The sequence below is a fragment of the Pseudomonas sp. YL2 genome, assembly GCF_023063025.1.
Taxonomy (GTDB): Bacteria; Pseudomonadota; Gammaproteobacteria; order Pseudomonadales; family Pseudomonadaceae; genus Aquipseudomonas; species Aquipseudomonas putida_A.
Genome location: NZ_JAJSLU010000013.1, coordinates 157,526 through 174,233, shown reverse-complemented (window position 1 = coordinate 174,233; position 16,708 = coordinate 157,526). Strand labels below are relative to the sequence as shown.

Sequence of the window (16,708 nt, the reverse complement as noted above, 5' to 3'; positions counted from 1 at the left end):
ATGTGAGAGTAGGTCATCGTCAAGATTAAATTCCGAAACCCCAATTGCGAAAGCAGTTGGGGTTTTGTTTTGCCCGCAGGAAAGTGGTGCGCTTGATTTCTATGCAATCGCCCGGCTCATGGCTATTATTCGGACCTCATTGTGAGGCGAGACCTGCATGCTGACGTTGTTGAATCTATTAAAGGATGGTCGATTCCATTCCGGCGAGGCTCTGGGGGTTACCCTGGGAATCAGTCGAAGTGCGGTGTGGAAGCAGCTTCAGCATCTTGAGGCTGAGCTCGGGTTGTCCATAAACAAAGTCCGGGGCAGAGGCTATCAACTGGCTGCACCCTTGACGCTCCTCGACCCCCTGAAGATTAGTGCCTTAGCAGCGGTTTGGCCGATTACAGTCTTTGATTCCATCGATTCCACTAACGCAGAGGCGCTTCGCGCGATCAATCAGGGTCGAGCGGCGCCGTTTCTGGTATTGGCCGAACGACAGATTTCCGGTCGCGGTCGCAGAGGCCGCAAATGGGTAAGCCCTTTTGCTGAAAATCTCTACTACAGCCTGGTCCTGCGCATTGAAGGTGGCATGCGCCAGCTTGAGGGCTTGAGTCTGGTGGTCGGTTTGGCTGTTATGCATGCCCTGCGAAAGCTGGGGGTGGCGGGCGCAGGATTGAAGTGGCCCAACGATGTGCTGGTCGGGAACAAGAAAATCGCCGGTATTCTTCTTGAGCTAGTAGGGGATCCGGCAGATGTTTGCCATGTGGTGCTGGGTATAGGCATTAATGTGAACATGCAGGTTGCTGAGGAAGTTGACCAGCAATGGACGTCAATTCGACTCGAGACGGGTCAAACCTGCGATCGCAACGTCTTGGTGGCTGAGCTGAGCGACCAACTGCACGATTATATCCAGCGTCATCAGGTCCATGGTTTCTCTGCGTTCCAGGAGGAATGGGAAAAGGATCACATGTGGCAAGGTCGCCCGGTTTCTTTGGTTGCGGGCGTTAGTCATATAGAAGGCGTAGTGCTTGGTATTGATAGCCAGGGTGCGCTGCGCTTGAAGGTGGACGGCGTGGAAAAAGTATTTAGTGGTGGTGAGCTCAGTCTGAGGTTGCGTGATGATTCTTGAGCTCGACTGTGGGAATAGCTTTATCAAGTGGCGCGTATTGAATACGGCTGCTGGCGGTCTTTTCGCGGAAGGTGTTGTCGACTCGGATCAAGCTCTGGTGGATAGCTTGTTTGCATTTGAGAGCCTGTCGTTGCGCAAATGTCGGTTGGTCAGCGTAAGAACCAGCGAAGAAACTGCTGCGCTCACCCGAATTCTCGAGCAGACGTTCGGCATCTCGGTCGTTTGCGCAAAGTCGGCCAGTGAAATGTCTGGTGTCAGGAATGGCTATGACGACTATGAACGCTTGGGACTGGATCGCTGGTTGGCGATGCTCGGTGGCTTTCATCTGGCTGCCGGCGCCTGTCTGATTCTGGATTTTGGCACTGCTGTGACGGCTGACTTTATTAATGCCGAAGGTGAGCACCTGGGGGGATTCATTTGCCCAGGGATGCCCTTGATGCGTAACCAGTTACGTACGCATACCCGGAAAATCCGTTATGGGGACTTGGCTGCCGAAAAAGCGTTGACGAGCCATGCTCCGGGGCGCAGTACCGTCGAGGCGGTGGAGCGAGGGTGCTCATTAATGTTGAGAGGTTTCGTTCTGACCCAGATGGAAATGGCTCGATCCTATTGGGGGGGGCGCTTTGCTGTCTTTATTACCGGTGGCGATGCTGGATTGGTGGCGGACGTCGTGCCTGATGCTCGGATCGTCCCTGACCTGGTATTTGTAGGGTTGGCGATGGCGTGTCCTTTAACTTGAGGTTTGTATGCGTTGGTTGTTCCTGCTGCTCGTTGTTCTCAATGTGTTCTATTGCGTCTGGCATCAGCAGGAGGCGCCCTTCCGTGCAAAAGATGTCACTCCTCTCAGCATGTACCGCGGGTCCCAGCAAGATATTCGCTTATTGAGTGAGGCGACTGGTGACTCGGCGGGAGTGCAAGGCGCGCGCCATGCCGGACAGGAGTGTCTGTTTTTGGGTGGTTTGACTCAAGAAAGCAGCCTTTCCGCGCTACAGATGCGTCTAGCGGGCATGAGTGTGAAGGTTCAGGCATCGCAAAAGGATCTTCCCGAGCCTGGATATTGGTTGCGCATTGCGCCCGAGAGCCAGCGTTTATTGGGGGATGTGCAGTTGCAGAACCTTTCCAAGGAATTCAATGAGTTAAAACATAAAATAATGCTGTGTGAGGGGGTTGCACCGCTGGAATAGTTTGCATAGAATGGCGCCCGCTCCACAGCGAACACCTAAACAGGTTGTCAAAGCGGAGCGGTGTCAACGCAGCTAACCTCAGGTTTTTAATGAGAAAATGCTTGACAGAGGGTCGGCATAGTATAGAATGCCGGCTCGCTTAGGAGGGGTTCCCGAGCGGCCAAAGGGATCAGACTGTAAATCTGACGTCTACGACTTCGAAGGTTCGAATCCTTCCCCCTCCACCATTTTTAGCGTGAGCTGCAAGCTCCGCGGGTATAGTTTAGTGGTAGAACCTCAGCCTTCCAAGCTGATGATGCGGGTTCGATTCCCGCTACCCGCTCCAAGTTTGCAGGTTGTGCAAAGTGTTACGCTCTTGTAGCTCAGTTGGTAGAGCACACCCTTGGTAAGGGTGAGGTCAGCGGTTCAAATCCGCTCAAGAGCTCCATATAACAAGGCAGATATGAAAATATCTGCCTTTGTTTTAATGGTAGATATCGTTCGTCTAATTCTTCTGTTGAGGGTGTTATCGATGGCTAAGGAAAAATTTGATCGTTCCCTGCCCCACGTCAACGTAGGGACCATTGGTCACGTTGACCACGGTAAAACCACTCTGACCGCTGCTCTGACTCGCGTCTGCTCCGAAGTTTTCGGTTCGGCCGTAGTTGAATTCGACAAGATCGACAGCGCTCCAGAAGAAAAAGCTCGCGGTATCACCATCAACACCGCTCACGTTGAGTACAACTCGACTATTCGTCACTACGCTCACGTTGACTGCCCAGGTCACGCTGACTACGTGAAGAACATGATCACCGGTGCTGCCCAGATGGACGGCGCGATCCTGGTTTGCTCGGCCGCTGATGGTCCGATGCCACAAACCCGTGAGCACATCCTGCTGTCCCGTCAGGTAGGCGTTCCGTACATCGTGGTTTTCCTGAACAAGGCTGACCTGGTAGACGACGCTGAGCTGCTGGAACTGGTTGAGATGGAAGTTCGCGACCTGCTGTCCACTTATGACTTCCCAGGCGACGACACTCCGATCATCATCGGTTCGGCTCGTATGGCGCTGGAAGGCAAAGACGACAACGAAATGGGCACCACTGCCGTTCGTAAACTGGTTGAAACTCTGGATACCTACATCCCAGAACCAGTTCGTATGATCGACAAGCCATTCCTGATGCCAATCGAAGACGTATTCTCGATCTCGGGTCGCGGTACTGTTGTGACTGGTCGTATCGAGCGCGGTATCGTTCGCGTTCAAGATGCACTGGAAATCGTTGGTCTGCGTGACACTACCACCACCACCTGCACCGGTGTTGAGATGTTCCGCAAGCTGCTCGACGAAGGTCGTGCTGGCGAGAACTGCGGCGTTCTGCTGCGTGGTACCAAGCGTGACGACGTTGAACGTGGTCAGGTTCTGGTTAAGCCGGGTTCGGTTAAGCCGCACACCAAGTTCACCGCAGAAGTTTACGTTCTGAGCAAGGAAGAAGGCGGTCGTCACACTCCGTTCTTCAAAGGCTACCGTCCACAGTTCTACTTCCGTACTACTGACGTGACTGGTAACTGCGAGCTGCCAGAAGGCGTTGAAATGGTAATGCCAGGTGACAACATTCAGATGACTGTTACCCTGATCAAAACCATCGCGATGGAAGATGGTCTGCGTTTCGCTATCCGTGAAGGCGGTCGTACCGTCGGCGCTGGCGTCGTAGCTAAAATCATCGAATAAGCGGTTGTAATGTATTTTTCGGGCCGGCATAATGGTCGGCCTGATTTTGTTTTAGGTCAGTAGCTCAATTGGCAGAGCGACGGTCTCCAAAACCGTAGGTTGGGGGTTCGATTCCCTCCTGACCTGCCAGATTCACTTGGTGTGTCTGGCTTTCTTTTCACAGGATCTTCATAGATGACTCCTAAGGCTGAAGCTCAAGGCTCTCGCTTCGATCTGCTCAAGTGGCTTGTGGTAGCTGCTTTGGTGGTTGTGGGTGTAGTTGGCAATCAGTATTACGCTGCTTCGCCGATCCTGTACCGTGTACTCGCTTTGCTTGTAATTGCTGCTGTAGCTGCCTTTGTAGGCCTGCAGACTGCAAAGGGCAAGTCGTTCTTTGTACTGGTTAAGGAAGCGCGCACCGAGATTCGTAAAGTCGTATGGCCAACTCGCCAGGAAACCACGCAGACTACGTTGATCGTTGTTGCTGTGGTTATCGTTATGGCGTTGCTGTTGTGGGGTGTTGATTCCCTGCTCGGTTGGCTTGTTTCCTTGATTGTCGGCTAAGGGTGTCCCGTGGCTAAGCGTTGGTACGTTGTGCATGCTTACTCGGGTTACGAGAAGCATGTCATGCGCTCGCTGATTGAGCGCGTTAAGCTGGCTGGCATGGAAGATGGCTTCGGCGAAATTCTGGTTCCCACTGAAGAAGTGGTTGAAATGCGTAATGGCCAGAAGCGCAAAAGCGAACGCAAGTTCTTCCCAGGCTATGTGCTGGTACAGATGGATATGAATGAGGGTACTTGGCACTTGGTCAAGGATACTCCTCGGGTGATGGGCTTCATTGGCGGTACCGCCGACAAGCCTGCTCCAATCACCGATAAAGAGGCGGAAGCCATTCTGCGTCGCGTGGCTGATGGTAGCGATAAGCCGAAGCCGAAGACTCTGTTTGAGCCGGGTGAGGTAGTTCGCGTTACTGACGGTCCATTCGCTGACTTTAACGGCACCGTCGAAGAAGTTAACTACGAAAAGAGCCGTGTCCAGGTGGCGGTGCTTATTTTCGGTCGCTCTACTCCGGTAGAGTTGGAGTTCAGTCAGGTCGAAAAGGTCTAGCTGAACAAGCATCCCAACCCCGCAGCCCTAGGCTGTGGGGTTTTGTCGTCACTGGGATAAACGCGCAAGTAACCGGGGAGCCTTTCGAGGCGTTCGAACCCGTAATTGGAGTGCCTCATGGCCAAGAAGATTACCGCTTACATCAAGCTGCAAGTGAAGGCCGCTCAGGCTAACCCAAGCCCACCTGTTGGTCCTGCTCTGGGTCAGCACGGCGTGAACATCATGGAATTCTGCAAGGCTTTCAACGCCCGTACTCAGGGTCTTGAAGCAGGTCTGCCGACTCCAGTGATCATCACTGTTTACAGCGACCGTAGCTTCACTTTCGAAACCAAATCCACCCCTGCTTCGGTTCTGCTGAAGAAGGCGGCCGGTCTGACCAGCGGTTCCGCTCGTCCGAACACCGTTAAGGTTGGCACTGTTACCCGTGCTCAGCTGGAAGAAATCGCGAAAACCAAAAACGCGGATCTGACTGCAGCTGATATGGATGCAGCCGTGCGTACTATCGCCGGTTCTGCTCGTAGCATGGGCCTTAACGTGGAGGGTGTGTAATGGCTAAGCTGACCAAGCGTCAAAAGGCTATCGCCGGCAAAATCGAAGCAGGCAAGGCCTACAACATTGTAGACGCTGCTGCTCTGCTGGCTGAGCTGTCGACTGTCAAGTTCAGCGAGTCGTTCGACGTTGCTGTAAACCTGGGTGTAGACCCGCGTAAATCCGACCAGGTTGTTCGTAGCGCTACTGTGCTGCCACACGGCACTGGCAAGACCGTTCGCGTTGCCGTGTTCACCCAGGGTCCAGCTGCTGAGGCCGCTCTGGCTGCCGGCGCTGACCGTGTAGGTATGGACGACCTGGCTGCCGAAATGAAAGGCGGCGACCTGAACTACGACGTAGTGATCGCATCCCCGGATGCCATGCGCGTTGTAGGTCAACTGGGTCAGATCCTCGGTCCACGTGGCCTGATGCCTAACCCGAAAGTCGGCACCGTAACTCCAGACGTAGCTACCGCGGTTAAAAACGCCAAGGCTGGTCAGGTTCGTTACCGCACCGACAAAAACGGCATCATCCACACCTCCGTTGGCAAGATCGGTTTCGATGCCGTCAAGCTGAAGGAAAACGTTGAGGCCCTGATCGCTGATCTGAAGCGTATCAAGCCAGCTTCCTCGAAAGGTATTTACGTCAAGCGCGTTACCCTGAGCACCACTATGGGCCCAGGTCTGGTTATCGACCAGAGCTCGCTGGACGCGTAAGACAAAGGTTGGCGCGATTATTCGCGCCAATTGAAAGATTGGGGTCCCTGCCTGGCGGGGGCTATCCAAGACCGTAGGCGGCGCAAGCCTTAAACCACAAGCCTACGCAGATGGTGCTCCCGGTTCCTTACCGAATCAGACACCAAAACGACATTCGGTTTCGACCGAGTGAAACGGTAACAAGCAGGAGTTAAACCCGTGGCAATTAATCTCGAAGACAAGAAGGCCATCGTCGCTGAAGTCAACGAGGCTGCCAAAGTCGCTCTGTCCGCTGTCGTGGTTGATGCCCGTGGCGTAACAGTAGGCGCAATGACCGGACTCCGTAAAGAGGCTCGTGAAGCTGGCGTTTACGTACGTGTTGTACGTAACACCCTGCTCAAGCGCGCAGTTGCTGACACTGAATACAGTGTCCTCAACGACGTGTTCACCGGCCCGACCCTGATTGCATTCTCGAACGAACATCCGGGCGCTGCTGCTCGTATCTTCAAAGAGTTTGCCAAGGGTCAGGACAAGTTCGAGATCAAGGCAGCTGCGTTCGAGGGCAAGTTCCTCGCAGCTAATCAGATCGACGTACTGGCAACTCTGCCGACCCGTGACGAAGCAATTTCTCAGCTGATGAGCGTGATTCAAGGCGCTACCAGCAAGTTGGCTCGTACTCTGGCGGCAATTCGCGACCAGAAAGAAGCTGCCGCAGCCTAAGGCTCGTCAACTTCTCGCGTTTTTTGTTTATTTCGATGGTCGCGTAGGCCGTCCCCCAATTCAGGAATTGAGTCATGTCTCTGACTAACGAACAAATCATCGAAGCAATCGGCCAGAAATCCGTAGTGGAAATCGTTGAGCTGATCAAAGCGATGGAAGAAACCTTCGGTGTTACCGCTGCTGCTGCTTCGGCTGGCCCAGCTGTAGCTGCTGCTGCTGTTGAAGAGCAAACCGAGTTCAACGTTGTTCTGCTGGAAGCTGGCGAGAAGAAGGTTAACGTGATCAAGGCAGTTCGTGAACTGACCGGTCTGGGCCTGAAAGAAGCCAAAGAGAAAGTAGACGGCGCTCCTCAGGTTGTAGCTGAAGGCGTTTCGAAAGAAGCTGCTGAAGACGCCAAGAAGAAGCTGGAAGAAGCAGGCGCTAAAGTCGAGCTGAAATAAGTATCGACTTTGCTCCTCCAGCCCGAGCGTCAAGCGACAGGCTGATGGCTGGTGGCTCTTGCCACCGGCCTTTTTCCGTTATTGGCAGCCGACTGGGTCGGTGCTGATAAAGGCGCTGTAACCACCCGATGCGGTGGCGCAAACCATGGGGTTTGCACGATTTTCTGGCTGCTCCCGTCGGGAGGGGCCAAACAAGCAGGTGACCAAGCTGGGGAACGCTGATGGCTTACTCATATACTGAGAAAAAACGTATCCGCAAGGACTTTAGCAAGTTGCCGGACGTCATGGATGTGCCGTACCTCCTGGCCATCCAGCTGGATTCGTATCGTGAATTCTTGCAAGCGGGAGCGACTAAAGATCAGTTCCGCGACGTGGGCCTGCATGCGGCCTTCAAATCCGTTTTCCCGATCATCAGCTACTCCGGCAATGCTGCGCTGGAGTACGTCGGTTATCGCCTGGGCGAACCGGCATTTGATGTCAAAGAATGCGTATTGCGCGGTGTAACTTTCGCCGTACCTTTGCGGGTAAAAGTGCGCCTGATCATTTTCGACAAAGAATCGTCGAACAAAGCGATCAAGGACATCAAAGAGCAAGAAGTCTACATGGGCGAAATCCCATTGATGACTGAGAACGGTACCTTCGTAATCAACGGTACCGAGCGTGTTATCGTTTCCCAGCTGCACCGTTCCCCGGGCGTGTTCTTCGACCACGACCGCGGCAAGACGCACAGTTCCGGTAAACTGCTGTACTCCGCGCGCATCATCCCTTACCGCGGTTCGTGGCTGGACTTCGAGTTCGACCCGAAAGACTGCGTATTTGTGCGTATCGACCGTCGTCGCAAGCTGCCGGCCTCGGTGCTGCTGCGCGCGCTCGGCTACACCACCGAAGAAGTGCTGGACGCTTTCTACACCACCAACGTATTCCACGTTAAAGGCGAAGGCCTGAGCCTGGAACTGGTGCCTCAGCGTCTGCGCGGTGAAGTGGCTGTTCTCGATATCCAGGACGATAAAGGCAAGGTTATTGTCGAGCAGGGCCGTCGTATTACTGCCCGCCACATCAACCAGCTGGAAAAGGCCGGGATCAAAGAGCTGGACGTGCCTCTGGACTACGTCCTGGGTCGTACCACCGCCAAGGTCATCGTGCATCCAGCTACCGGCGAAATCCTGGCAGAGTGCAACACCGAGCTGTCGACCGAAGTCCTGGCGAAAATCGCCAAGGCCGGCGTTGTTCGCATCGAAACTCTGTACACCAACGACATCGACTGCGGTCCGTTCATCTCCGACACGCTGAAGATCGACTCCACCAGCAACCAATTGGAAGCGCTGGTCGAGATCTATCGCATGATGCGTCCAGGCGAGCCGCCGACCAAAGACGCTGCCGAGACCCTGTTCAACAACCTGTTCTTCAGCCCTGAGCGCTATGACCTGTCTGCGGTCGGCCGGATGAAGTTCAACCGTCGTATCGGTCGTACCGAGATCGAAGGTTCGGGCGTGTTGTGCAAGGAAGACATCGTCGCGGTCCTGAAGACTCTGGTCGACATCCGTAACGGTAAAGGCATCGTCGATGACATCGACCACCTGGGTAACCGTCGTGTTCGCTGCGTAGGCGAAATGGCCGAGAACCAGTTCCGCGTTGGCCTGGTACGTGTTGAGCGTGCGGTCAAAGAGCGTCTGTCGATGGCTGAAAGCGAAGGCCTGATGCCGCAAGACCTGATCAACGCCAAGCCAGTGGCTGCGGCGGTGAAGGAGTTCTTCGGTTCCAGCCAGCTCTCGCAGTTCATGGACCAGAACAACCCGCTGTCCGAGATCACCCACAAGCGTCGTGTCTCTGCACTCGGCCCTGGCGGTCTGACTCGTGAGCGCGCAGGCTTTGAAGTCCGTGACGTACACCCGACTCACTACGGTCGTGTCTGCCCGATTGAAACGCCGGAAGGTCCGAACATCGGTCTGATCAACTCCCTGGCTGCTTATGCCCGCACCAACCAGTACGGCTTCCTGGAAAGCCCGTACCGTGTGGTGAAAGAGGGTGTAGTCACCGACGAGATCGTGTTCCTGTCCGCCATTGAAGAAGCCGATCATGTGATCGCGCAGGCTTCGGCGACCATGAACGAGCAGAAAGTCCTGATTGACGAACTGGTAGCCGTACGTCACCTGAACGAATTCACCGTCAAGGCGCCGGAAGACGTCACCCTGATGGACGTTTCGCCGAAGCAGGTAGTTTCGGTTGCAGCGTCGCTGATTCCGTTCCTCGAGCACGACGACGCCAACCGTGCGTTGATGGGTTCGAACATGCAGCGTCAAGCTGTACCAACCCTGCGCGCTGACAAGCCGCTGGTAGGTACGGGCATGGAGCGTAACGTGGCTCGCGACTCCGGCGTTTGCGTCGTGGCTCGTCGTGGCGGCGTGATCGACTCCGTTGATGCCAGCCGTATCGTGGTTCGTGTTGCTGATGACGAAGTTGAAACCGGTGAAGCCGGTGTCGACATCTACAACCTGACCAAATACACCCGCTCGAACCAGAACACCTGCATCAACCAGCGTCCGCTGGTGAGCAAGGGTGATCGCGTTCAGCGTAGCGACATCATGGCCGACGGCCCGTCCACCGACATGGGTGAGCTGGCACTGGGTCAGAACATGCGCATCGCGTTCATGGCATGGAACGGCTTCAACTTCGAAGACTCCATCTGCCTGTCCGAGCGTGTGGTTCAGGAAGACCGCTTCACCACGATCCACATTCAGGAACTGACCTGTGTGGCCCGTGACACCAAGCTTGGCCCAGAGGAAATCACTGCGGACATCCCGAACGTGGGTGAAGCTGCACTGAACAAGCTGGACGAAGCCGGTATCGTTTATGTAGGTGCTGAAGTAGGCGCAGGCGACATCCTGGTGGGCAAGGTCACTCCGAAAGGCGAGACCCAACTGACTCCGGAAGAAAAACTGCTGCGTGCGATCTTCGGTGAAAAAGCCAGCGACGTTAAAGACACCTCCCTGCGTGTACCTACCGGTACCAAAGGTACTGTCATCGACGTACAGGTCTTCACCCGCGACGGCGTTGAGCGTGATGCTCGTGCTCTGTCGATCGAGAAGTCCCAGCTGGACGAGATCCGCAAGGATTTGAACGAAGAGTTCCGTATCGTAGAAGGCGCGACCTTCGAACGTCTGCGCTCCGCTCTGGTAGGCCACAAGGCTGAAGGCGGCGCCGGTCTGAAGAAAGGTCAGGACATCACCGACGAAGTTCTCGACGGTCTTGAGCATGGTCAGTGGTTCAAACTGCGCATGGCTGAAGATGCTCTGAACGAGCAGCTCGAGAAGGCTCAGGCCTACATCGTTGATCGTCGCCGTCTGCTGGACGACAAGTTCGAAGACAAGAAGCGCAAACTGCAGCAGGGCGATGACCTGGCTCCAGGCGTGCTGAAAATCGTCAAGGTTTACCTGGCAATCCGTCGTCGCATCCAGCCGGGCGACAAGATGGCCGGTCGTCACGGTAACAAAGGTGTGGTCTCCGTGATCATGCCGGTTGAAGACATGCCGCACGATGCCAATGGCACCCCGGTCGACGTCGTCCTCAACCCGTTGGGCGTACCTTCGCGTATGAACGTTGGTCAGATCCTTGAAACCCACCTGGGCCTCGCGGCCAAAGGTCTGGGCGAGAAGATCAACCGGATGGTCGAAGAGCAGCGTAAAGTCGCTGAACTGCGTACCTTCCTGGACGAGATCTACAACCAGATCGGCGGTCGTAACGAAGATCTGGACAGCTTCTCCGATCAGGAAATCCTGGATCTGGCGAAGAACCTGCGTGGCGGCGTTCCAATGGCCACTCCAGTGTTCGACGGCGCCAAGGAAAGCGAAATCAAGGCCATGCTGAAACTGGCAGACCTGCCGGAAAGCGGCCAGATGCAGCTGACTGACGGCCGTACCGGCAACAAGTTCGAGCGTCCAGTTACCGTTGGCTACATGTACATGCTGAAGCTGAACCACTTGGTAGACGACAAGATGCACGCGCGTTCTACCGGTTCGTACAGCCTGGTTACCCAGCAGCCGCTGGGTGGTAAGGCACAGTTCGGTGGTCAGCGTTTCGGGGAGATGGAGGTCTGGGCACTGGAAGCATACGGTGCCGCTTACACTCTGCAAGAAATGCTCACAGTGAAGTCGGACGATGTGAACGGCCGTACCAAGATGTACAAAAACATCGTGGATGGCGATCACCGTATGGAGCCGGGCATGCCCGAGTCCTTCAACGTGTTGATCAAGGAAATTCGTTCCCTCGGCATCGATATCGATCTGGAAACCGAATAACACGTGACGCGATCGAGAGCGGGGCAGGACTGCCCGCTCTCTGCTCCGCCAGGAGGAAAGGCCTTGAAAGACCTACTGAATTTGCTGAAAAACCAGGGTCAAGTCGAAGAGTTCGACGCCATCCGTATCGGATTGGCCTCGCCTGAGATGATCCGCTCGTGGTCGTTCGGCGAAGTTAAAAAGCCGGAAACCATCAACTACCGTACGTTCAAACCTGAGCGTGACGGTCTGTTCTGCGCCAAGATCTTTGGCCCGGTAAAGGATTACGAGTGCCTGTGCGGTAAGTACAAGCGCTTGAAGCACCGTGGTGTGATCTGCGAGAAGTGCGGCGTTGAAGTTGCACTGGCCAAGGTTCGTCGTGAGCGCATGGCGCACATCGAACTGGCTTCGCCGGTTGCCCACATCTGGTTCCTGAAATCGCTGCCGTCCCGTATCGGCCTGCTGATGGACATGACCCTGCGTGATATCGAACGCGTTCTCTACTTCGAGAGCTACGTCGTTATCGATCCAGGCATGACCACCCTTGAAAAGGGTCAGCTGCTGAACGACGAGCAGTACTTCGAAGCGCTGGAAGAGTTTGGTGATGACTTCGACGCCCGCATGGGTGCAGAAGCTGTCCGTGAACTGCTGCACGCTATCGACCTGGAGCACGAGATTGGCCGTCTGCGCGAAGAAATTCCGCAAACCAACTCGGAAACCAAGATCAAGAAGCTGTCCAAGCGTCTGAAGTTGATGGAAGCCTTCCAGGGTTCCGGCAACCTGCCAGAGTGGATGGTGCTGACCGTTCTGCCGGTTCTGCCGCCAGATCTGCGTCCACTGGTCCCGCTGGATGGCGGTCGTTTCGCGACTTCCGACCTCAACGATCTGTATCGTCGAGTGATCAACCGTAACAACCGTTTGAAGCGCCTGCTGGATCTGTCCGCTCCGGACATCATCGTGCGCAACGAAAAGCGTATGTTGCAGGAAGCTGTCGATGCACTGCTCGACAACGGTCGTCGTGGCCGCGCTATCACCGGTTCGAACAAGCGTCCTCTGAAATCCCTGGCTGACATGATCAAGGGTAAGCAGGGTCGTTTCCGTCAGAACTTGCTCGGTAAGCGTGTTGACTACTCCGGTCGTTCGGTAATTACCGTAGGTCCGACCCTGCGTCTGCACCAGTGCGGTCTGCCGAAGAAGATGGCTCTCGAGCTGTTCAAACCATTCATTTTCGGCAAGCTGGAAATGCGTGGTCTCGCGACCACCATCAAAGCGGCCAAGAAAATGGTCGAGCGCGAACTGCCAGAGGTTTGGGACGTTCTCGCTGAAGTGATTCGCGAACACCCGGTTCTTCTCAACCGTGCACCGACCCTTCACCGTCTGGGTATCCAGGCGTTTGAACCGGTCCTGATCGAAGGTAAGGCTATCCAGCTGCACCCGCTGGTCTGCGCCGCGTACAACGCCGACTTCGACGGCGACCAAATGGCCGTGCACGTACCGCTGACGCTGGAAGCCCAGCTCGAAGCGCGTGCGTTGATGATGTCGACCAACAACATTCTGTCGCCAGCCAACGGTGAGCCAATCATCGTTCCGTCGCAGGACGTTGTATTGGGTCTGTACTACATGACTCGTGAAGCGATCAACGCCAAGGGCGAAGGTCGTGTGTTCGCGGATCTGCAGGAAGTTGACCGTGTGTTCCGTGCCGGCGAAGCCGCACTGCACGCCAAGGTCAAGGTTCGTATCAACGAAACCGTCAACGACCGTGACGGCAACAGCGTGAGCAACACTCGTATCGTCGACACCACTGTCGGCCGTGCGCTGCTGTTCCAGGTTGTGCCAAAAGGTCTGTCGTACGATGTCGTCAACCTGCCGATGAAGAAAAAGGCGATCTCCAAGCTGATCAACCAGTGCTACCGCGTGGTTGGTCTGAAAGAGACCGTGATCTTCGCTGACCAGTTGATGTACACCGGTTTCGCTTACTCGACCATCTCCGGCGTTTCCATCGGTGTTAACGACTTCGTTATCCCGGACGAAAAAGCCCGCATCATCGGTGCAGCCACCGACGAAGTGAAAGAGATCGAGAGCCAGTACGCCTCCGGCCTGGTAACCCAGGGCGAGAAGTACAACAAAGTGATCGACCTTTGGTCGAAGGCGAACGACGAAGTTTCCAAGGCGATGATGGCCAACCTCTCGAAAGAGAAAGTCATCGACCGTCATGGCGACGAAGTCGACCAAGAGTCCTTCAACTCGATGTACATGATGGCCGACTCGGGTGCGCGGGGTTCCGCAGCACAGATTCGTCAGCTGGCCGGTATGCGTGGTCTGATGGCCAAGCCGGACGGTTCCATCATTGAAACGCCGATTACTGCGAACTTCCGTGAAGGTCTGAGCGTACTTCAGTACTTCATCTCGACTCACGGTGCTCGTAAAGGTCTGGCGGATACCGCGTTGAAAACTGCGAACTCCGGTTACCTGACTCGTCGTCTGGTAGACGTGGCGCAGGATCTGGTTGTAACCGAGATCGATTGCGGCACCGAACACGGTCTGTTGATGACTCCGCACATTGAAGGCGGTGACGTTGTAGAGCCGTTGGGTGAGCGCGTATTGGGTCGTGTTATCGCCCGTGACGTATTCAAGCCAGGCACCGAGGACGTTATCGTTCCTGCCGGTACCCTGGTAGACGAGAAGTGGGTCGAGTTCATCGAGCTGAACAGCATCGACGAAGTGATCGTGCGTTCGCCGATCAGCTGCGAAACCCGCTATGGCATTTGCGCCAAGTGCTACGGCCGTGATCTGGCTCGTGGTCACCAGGTGAACATCGGTGAAGCGGTCGGCGTTATTGCTGCCCAGTCCATCGGTGAGCCGGGTACCCAGCTGACGATGCGTACGTTCCACATCGGTGGTGCGGCAAGCCGTACTTCCGCAGCCGACAGCGTTCAGGTGAAGAATGGCGGTACTGTCCGTCTGCACAACCTGAAACACGTTGAGCGAGTGGATGGCCACTTGGTTGCCGTGTCCCGTTCCGGTGAGCTGGCAATCGCTGATGACTTCGGTCGTGAGCGTGAGCGTTACAAGCTTCCGTACGGTGCTGTGATTTCGGTTAAAGAAGGTGACAAGGTCGACGCTGGCGCAATCGTGGCCAAGTGGGATCCGCACACTCACCCGATCGTTACCGAAATGAAAGGTACCGTGACCTACGTGGGCATGGAAGAAGGCATCACGATCAAGCGTCAGACTGACGAATTGACCGGTATGACCAACATTGAAGTACTCGACGCGAAAGATCGTCCAGCTGCGGGCAAAGAAATCCGTCCAGCAGTGAAGATGGTCGACGACAACGGCAAGGATCTGTTGCTGCCAGGCACTGACGTTATCGCTCAGTACTTCCTGCCAGCCAACGCCTTGGTCGGTGTTGCGGACGGTGCGAAGATCGCGATCGGTGACGTTATCGCTCGTATCCCGCAAGAAACTTCGAAAACTCGCGACATCACCGGTGGTCTGCCGCGTGTTGCCGACCTGTTCGAAGCTCGTCGTCCGAAGGAAGCGTCGATTCTGGCTGAAGTCAGCGGCACCATCGCGTTCGGTAAAGAGACCAAAGGCAAGCGCCGTCTGGTCATTACCCCGAACGACGGTAGCGATCCGTACGAAGAGCTGATTCCGAAGTGGCGTCACCTGAACGTGTTCGAAGGTGAACAGGTAAACCGCGGCGAAGTTATCTCCGATGGTCCAAGCGATCCGCACGACATCCTGCGTCTGCTGGGTGTGAGCGCGCTGGCCAAGTACATCGTGAACGAGATCCAGGACGTTTACCGTCTGCAAGGCGTGAAGATCAACGACAAGCATATCGAGACCATCCTGCGTCAGATGCTGCGTAAAGTTGAGATCTCCGAGTCCGGCGATTCCAGTTTCATCAAGGGCGACCAGATGGAGCTGACTCACGTACTGGTAGAGAACGAACGTCTGAGCGCGGAAGACAAGTTTGTCTCCAAGTTCACTCGCGTTCTGCTGGGTATCACCAAGGCGTCGTTGTCCACCGAATCGTTCATCTCGGCGGCTTCCTTCCAGGAAACCACCCGCGTACTGACCGAAGCGGCAGTCACTGGCAAGCGCGACTACCTGCGCGGCCTGAAAGAAAACGTGGTCGTGGGTCGTCTGATCCCGGCCGGTACCGGTCTGGCATATCACAGCGAGCGCAAGCGTCGTCGTGATGCAGACAAGCCGTTGCGCGTAAGCGCCAGTGAAGTGGAAGCTGCACTGACCGAAGCGCTGAACTCGAGCGGTAACTGAGTTCTGCGGTAACTAAGCTGAGGCCCTGATCGCTCCGTTCGTCGAATCGAGACAAATTGTCAAGGTTCGACGGGCGGGGAGGTCGGGGCCTTGCCTTGACTGGGGACAAGATCCTCTTTAGACTCTTGATCCCCTAAATTTGGCGGGAATCCGTTCCTGTCATTTTGCTTTTCTTGCAAGACAATAGCGTCGCAAGACAACAGTGGAGCTAGTAGATGGCAACTATCAACCAGCTGGTACGTCAGCCGCGTAAGCGTATCGTCGAGAAATCCGACGTGCCTGCGCTGCAGAACTGCCCGCAACGTCGTGGCGTGTGCACCCGTGTGTACACCACTACGCCGAAAAAACCTAACTCGGCACTGCGTAAAGTATGCCGTGTGCGTCTGACCAACGGTTTCGAGGTTTCCTCGTACATCGGTGGTGAAGGCCACAACCTGCAAGAGCACAGCGTGGTACTGATCCGCGGCGGTCGTGTAAAAGACTTGCCAGGTGTTCGTTACCACACCGTTCGCGGCTCCTTGGATACTTCCGGCGTTAAAGGCCGTAACCAGGGTCGTTCGAAGTACGGTACCAAGCGTCCGAAGTAATCGGTCGTTTTGCAGATTTTCATTTTATTGAGTCGATAAGAGTAAGGTCGGGCTTGCATCCAATGGATCTGTCCCGAACTAACCTGAAGACCGC

The 16,708-nt window shown here is 55.4% G+C and carries 13 protein-coding genes and 4 tRNA genes; all 17 read left to right on the top strand.

The window, feature by feature from the left end; translation table 11 throughout:
• Window positions 1-157: 157 nt before the first annotated feature.
• The 17 genes from birA (at window position 158) to rpsL (ending at window position 16,614) form a co-directional block, all read left to right on the top strand.
• Entirely contained in the window at window positions 158-1,111 is a 954-nt protein-coding gene (birA, locus tag LVD08_RS19305; protein ID WP_247268938.1) for a bifunctional biotin--[acetyl-CoA-carboxylase] ligase/biotin operon repressor BirA, read from the top strand.
• The gene (locus LVD08_RS19300) at window positions 1,101-1,850 is read left to right on the top strand and encodes a pantothenate kinase (RefSeq protein ID WP_247268937.1); all 750 of its coding nucleotides are present in this window, start codon (window positions 1,101-1,103) and stop codon (window positions 1,848-1,850) included. The genes birA and LVD08_RS19300 overlap by 11 nt, the downstream gene beginning before the upstream one ends.
• Before the next feature lie 7 nt (window positions 1,851-1,857).
• Complete coding sequence (locus tag LVD08_RS19295) at window positions 1,858-2,295, top strand: hypothetical protein (RefSeq protein ID WP_247268936.1); 438 nt, start codon at window positions 1,858-1,860, stop codon at window positions 2,293-2,295.
• 142 nt (window positions 2,296-2,437) lie between these two features.
• A tRNA-Tyr gene (locus tag LVD08_RS19290) sits at window positions 2,438-2,522 on the top strand.
• Window positions 2,523-2,546: 24 nt separating this feature from the next.
• Window positions 2,547-2,620, top strand: a tRNA-Gly gene (locus LVD08_RS19285).
• Between the two features lie 26 nt (window positions 2,621-2,646).
• Window positions 2,647-2,722: transfer RNA gene (locus LVD08_RS19280), tRNA-Thr, on the top strand.
• An 84-nt stretch (window positions 2,723-2,806) separates the two neighbouring features.
• Window positions 2,807-4,000, top strand: coding sequence for an elongation factor Tu (gene tuf, locus LVD08_RS19275; RefSeq protein ID WP_024014521.1), 1,194 nt, complete (start codon window positions 2,807-2,809; stop codon window positions 3,998-4,000).
• 53 nt (window positions 4,001-4,053) lie between these two features.
• Window positions 4,054-4,129 (top strand) — tRNA-Trp (locus LVD08_RS19270).
• 45 nt (window positions 4,130-4,174) lie between these two features.
• The gene (gene secE / locus LVD08_RS19265; RefSeq protein ID WP_041074957.1) at window positions 4,175-4,543 is read left to right on the top strand and encodes a preprotein translocase subunit SecE; all 369 of its coding nucleotides are present in this window, start codon (window positions 4,175-4,177) and stop codon (window positions 4,541-4,543) included.
• Window positions 4,544-4,552: 9 nt separating this feature from the next.
• Window positions 4,553-5,086, top strand: coding sequence for a transcription termination/antitermination protein NusG (nusG, locus tag LVD08_RS19260; protein ID WP_025113545.1), 534 nt, complete (start codon window positions 4,553-4,555; stop codon window positions 5,084-5,086).
• Window positions 5,087-5,203: 117 nt separating this feature from the next.
• Window positions 5,204-5,635 (top strand): 50S ribosomal protein L11, encoded by a 432-nt coding sequence (gene rplK / locus LVD08_RS19255; protein WP_003228756.1) that lies wholly within the window; start codon window positions 5,204-5,206, stop codon window positions 5,633-5,635.
• On the top strand, window positions 5,635-6,330 hold the full coding sequence (gene rplA / locus LVD08_RS19250; protein ID WP_003228754.1) for a 50S ribosomal protein L1: 696 nt from the start codon (window positions 5,635-5,637) through the stop codon (window positions 6,328-6,330). Before rplK ends, rplA begins: the two co-directional genes overlap by 1 nt.
• A gap of 198 nt (window positions 6,331-6,528) precedes the next feature.
• Window positions 6,529-7,029, top strand: coding sequence for a 50S ribosomal protein L10 (gene rplJ / locus LVD08_RS19245; protein WP_003228752.1), 501 nt, complete (start codon window positions 6,529-6,531; stop codon window positions 7,027-7,029).
• A 74-nt stretch (window positions 7,030-7,103) separates the two neighbouring features.
• Window positions 7,104-7,469 (top strand): 50S ribosomal protein L7/L12, encoded by a 366-nt coding sequence (gene rplL, locus LVD08_RS19240; protein ID WP_007962228.1) that lies wholly within the window; start codon window positions 7,104-7,106, stop codon window positions 7,467-7,469.
• A gap of 221 nt (window positions 7,470-7,690) precedes the next feature.
• Complete coding sequence (gene rpoB / locus LVD08_RS19235) at window positions 7,691-11,764, top strand: DNA-directed RNA polymerase subunit beta (protein WP_027614262.1); 4,074 nt, start codon at window positions 7,691-7,693, stop codon at window positions 11,762-11,764.
• Window positions 11,765-11,827: 63 nt separating this feature from the next.
• The gene (gene rpoC, locus LVD08_RS19230; RefSeq protein ID WP_027614261.1) at window positions 11,828-16,027 is read left to right on the top strand and encodes a DNA-directed RNA polymerase subunit beta'; all 4,200 of its coding nucleotides are present in this window, start codon (window positions 11,828-11,830) and stop codon (window positions 16,025-16,027) included.
• 215 nt (window positions 16,028-16,242) lie between these two features.
• A complete protein-coding gene (rpsL, locus tag LVD08_RS19225) occupies window positions 16,243-16,614 on the top strand; it encodes a 30S ribosomal protein S12 (RefSeq protein WP_003186084.1) in 372 nt (123 codons plus the stop codon).
• Window positions 16,615-16,708: the final 94 nt, after the last annotated feature.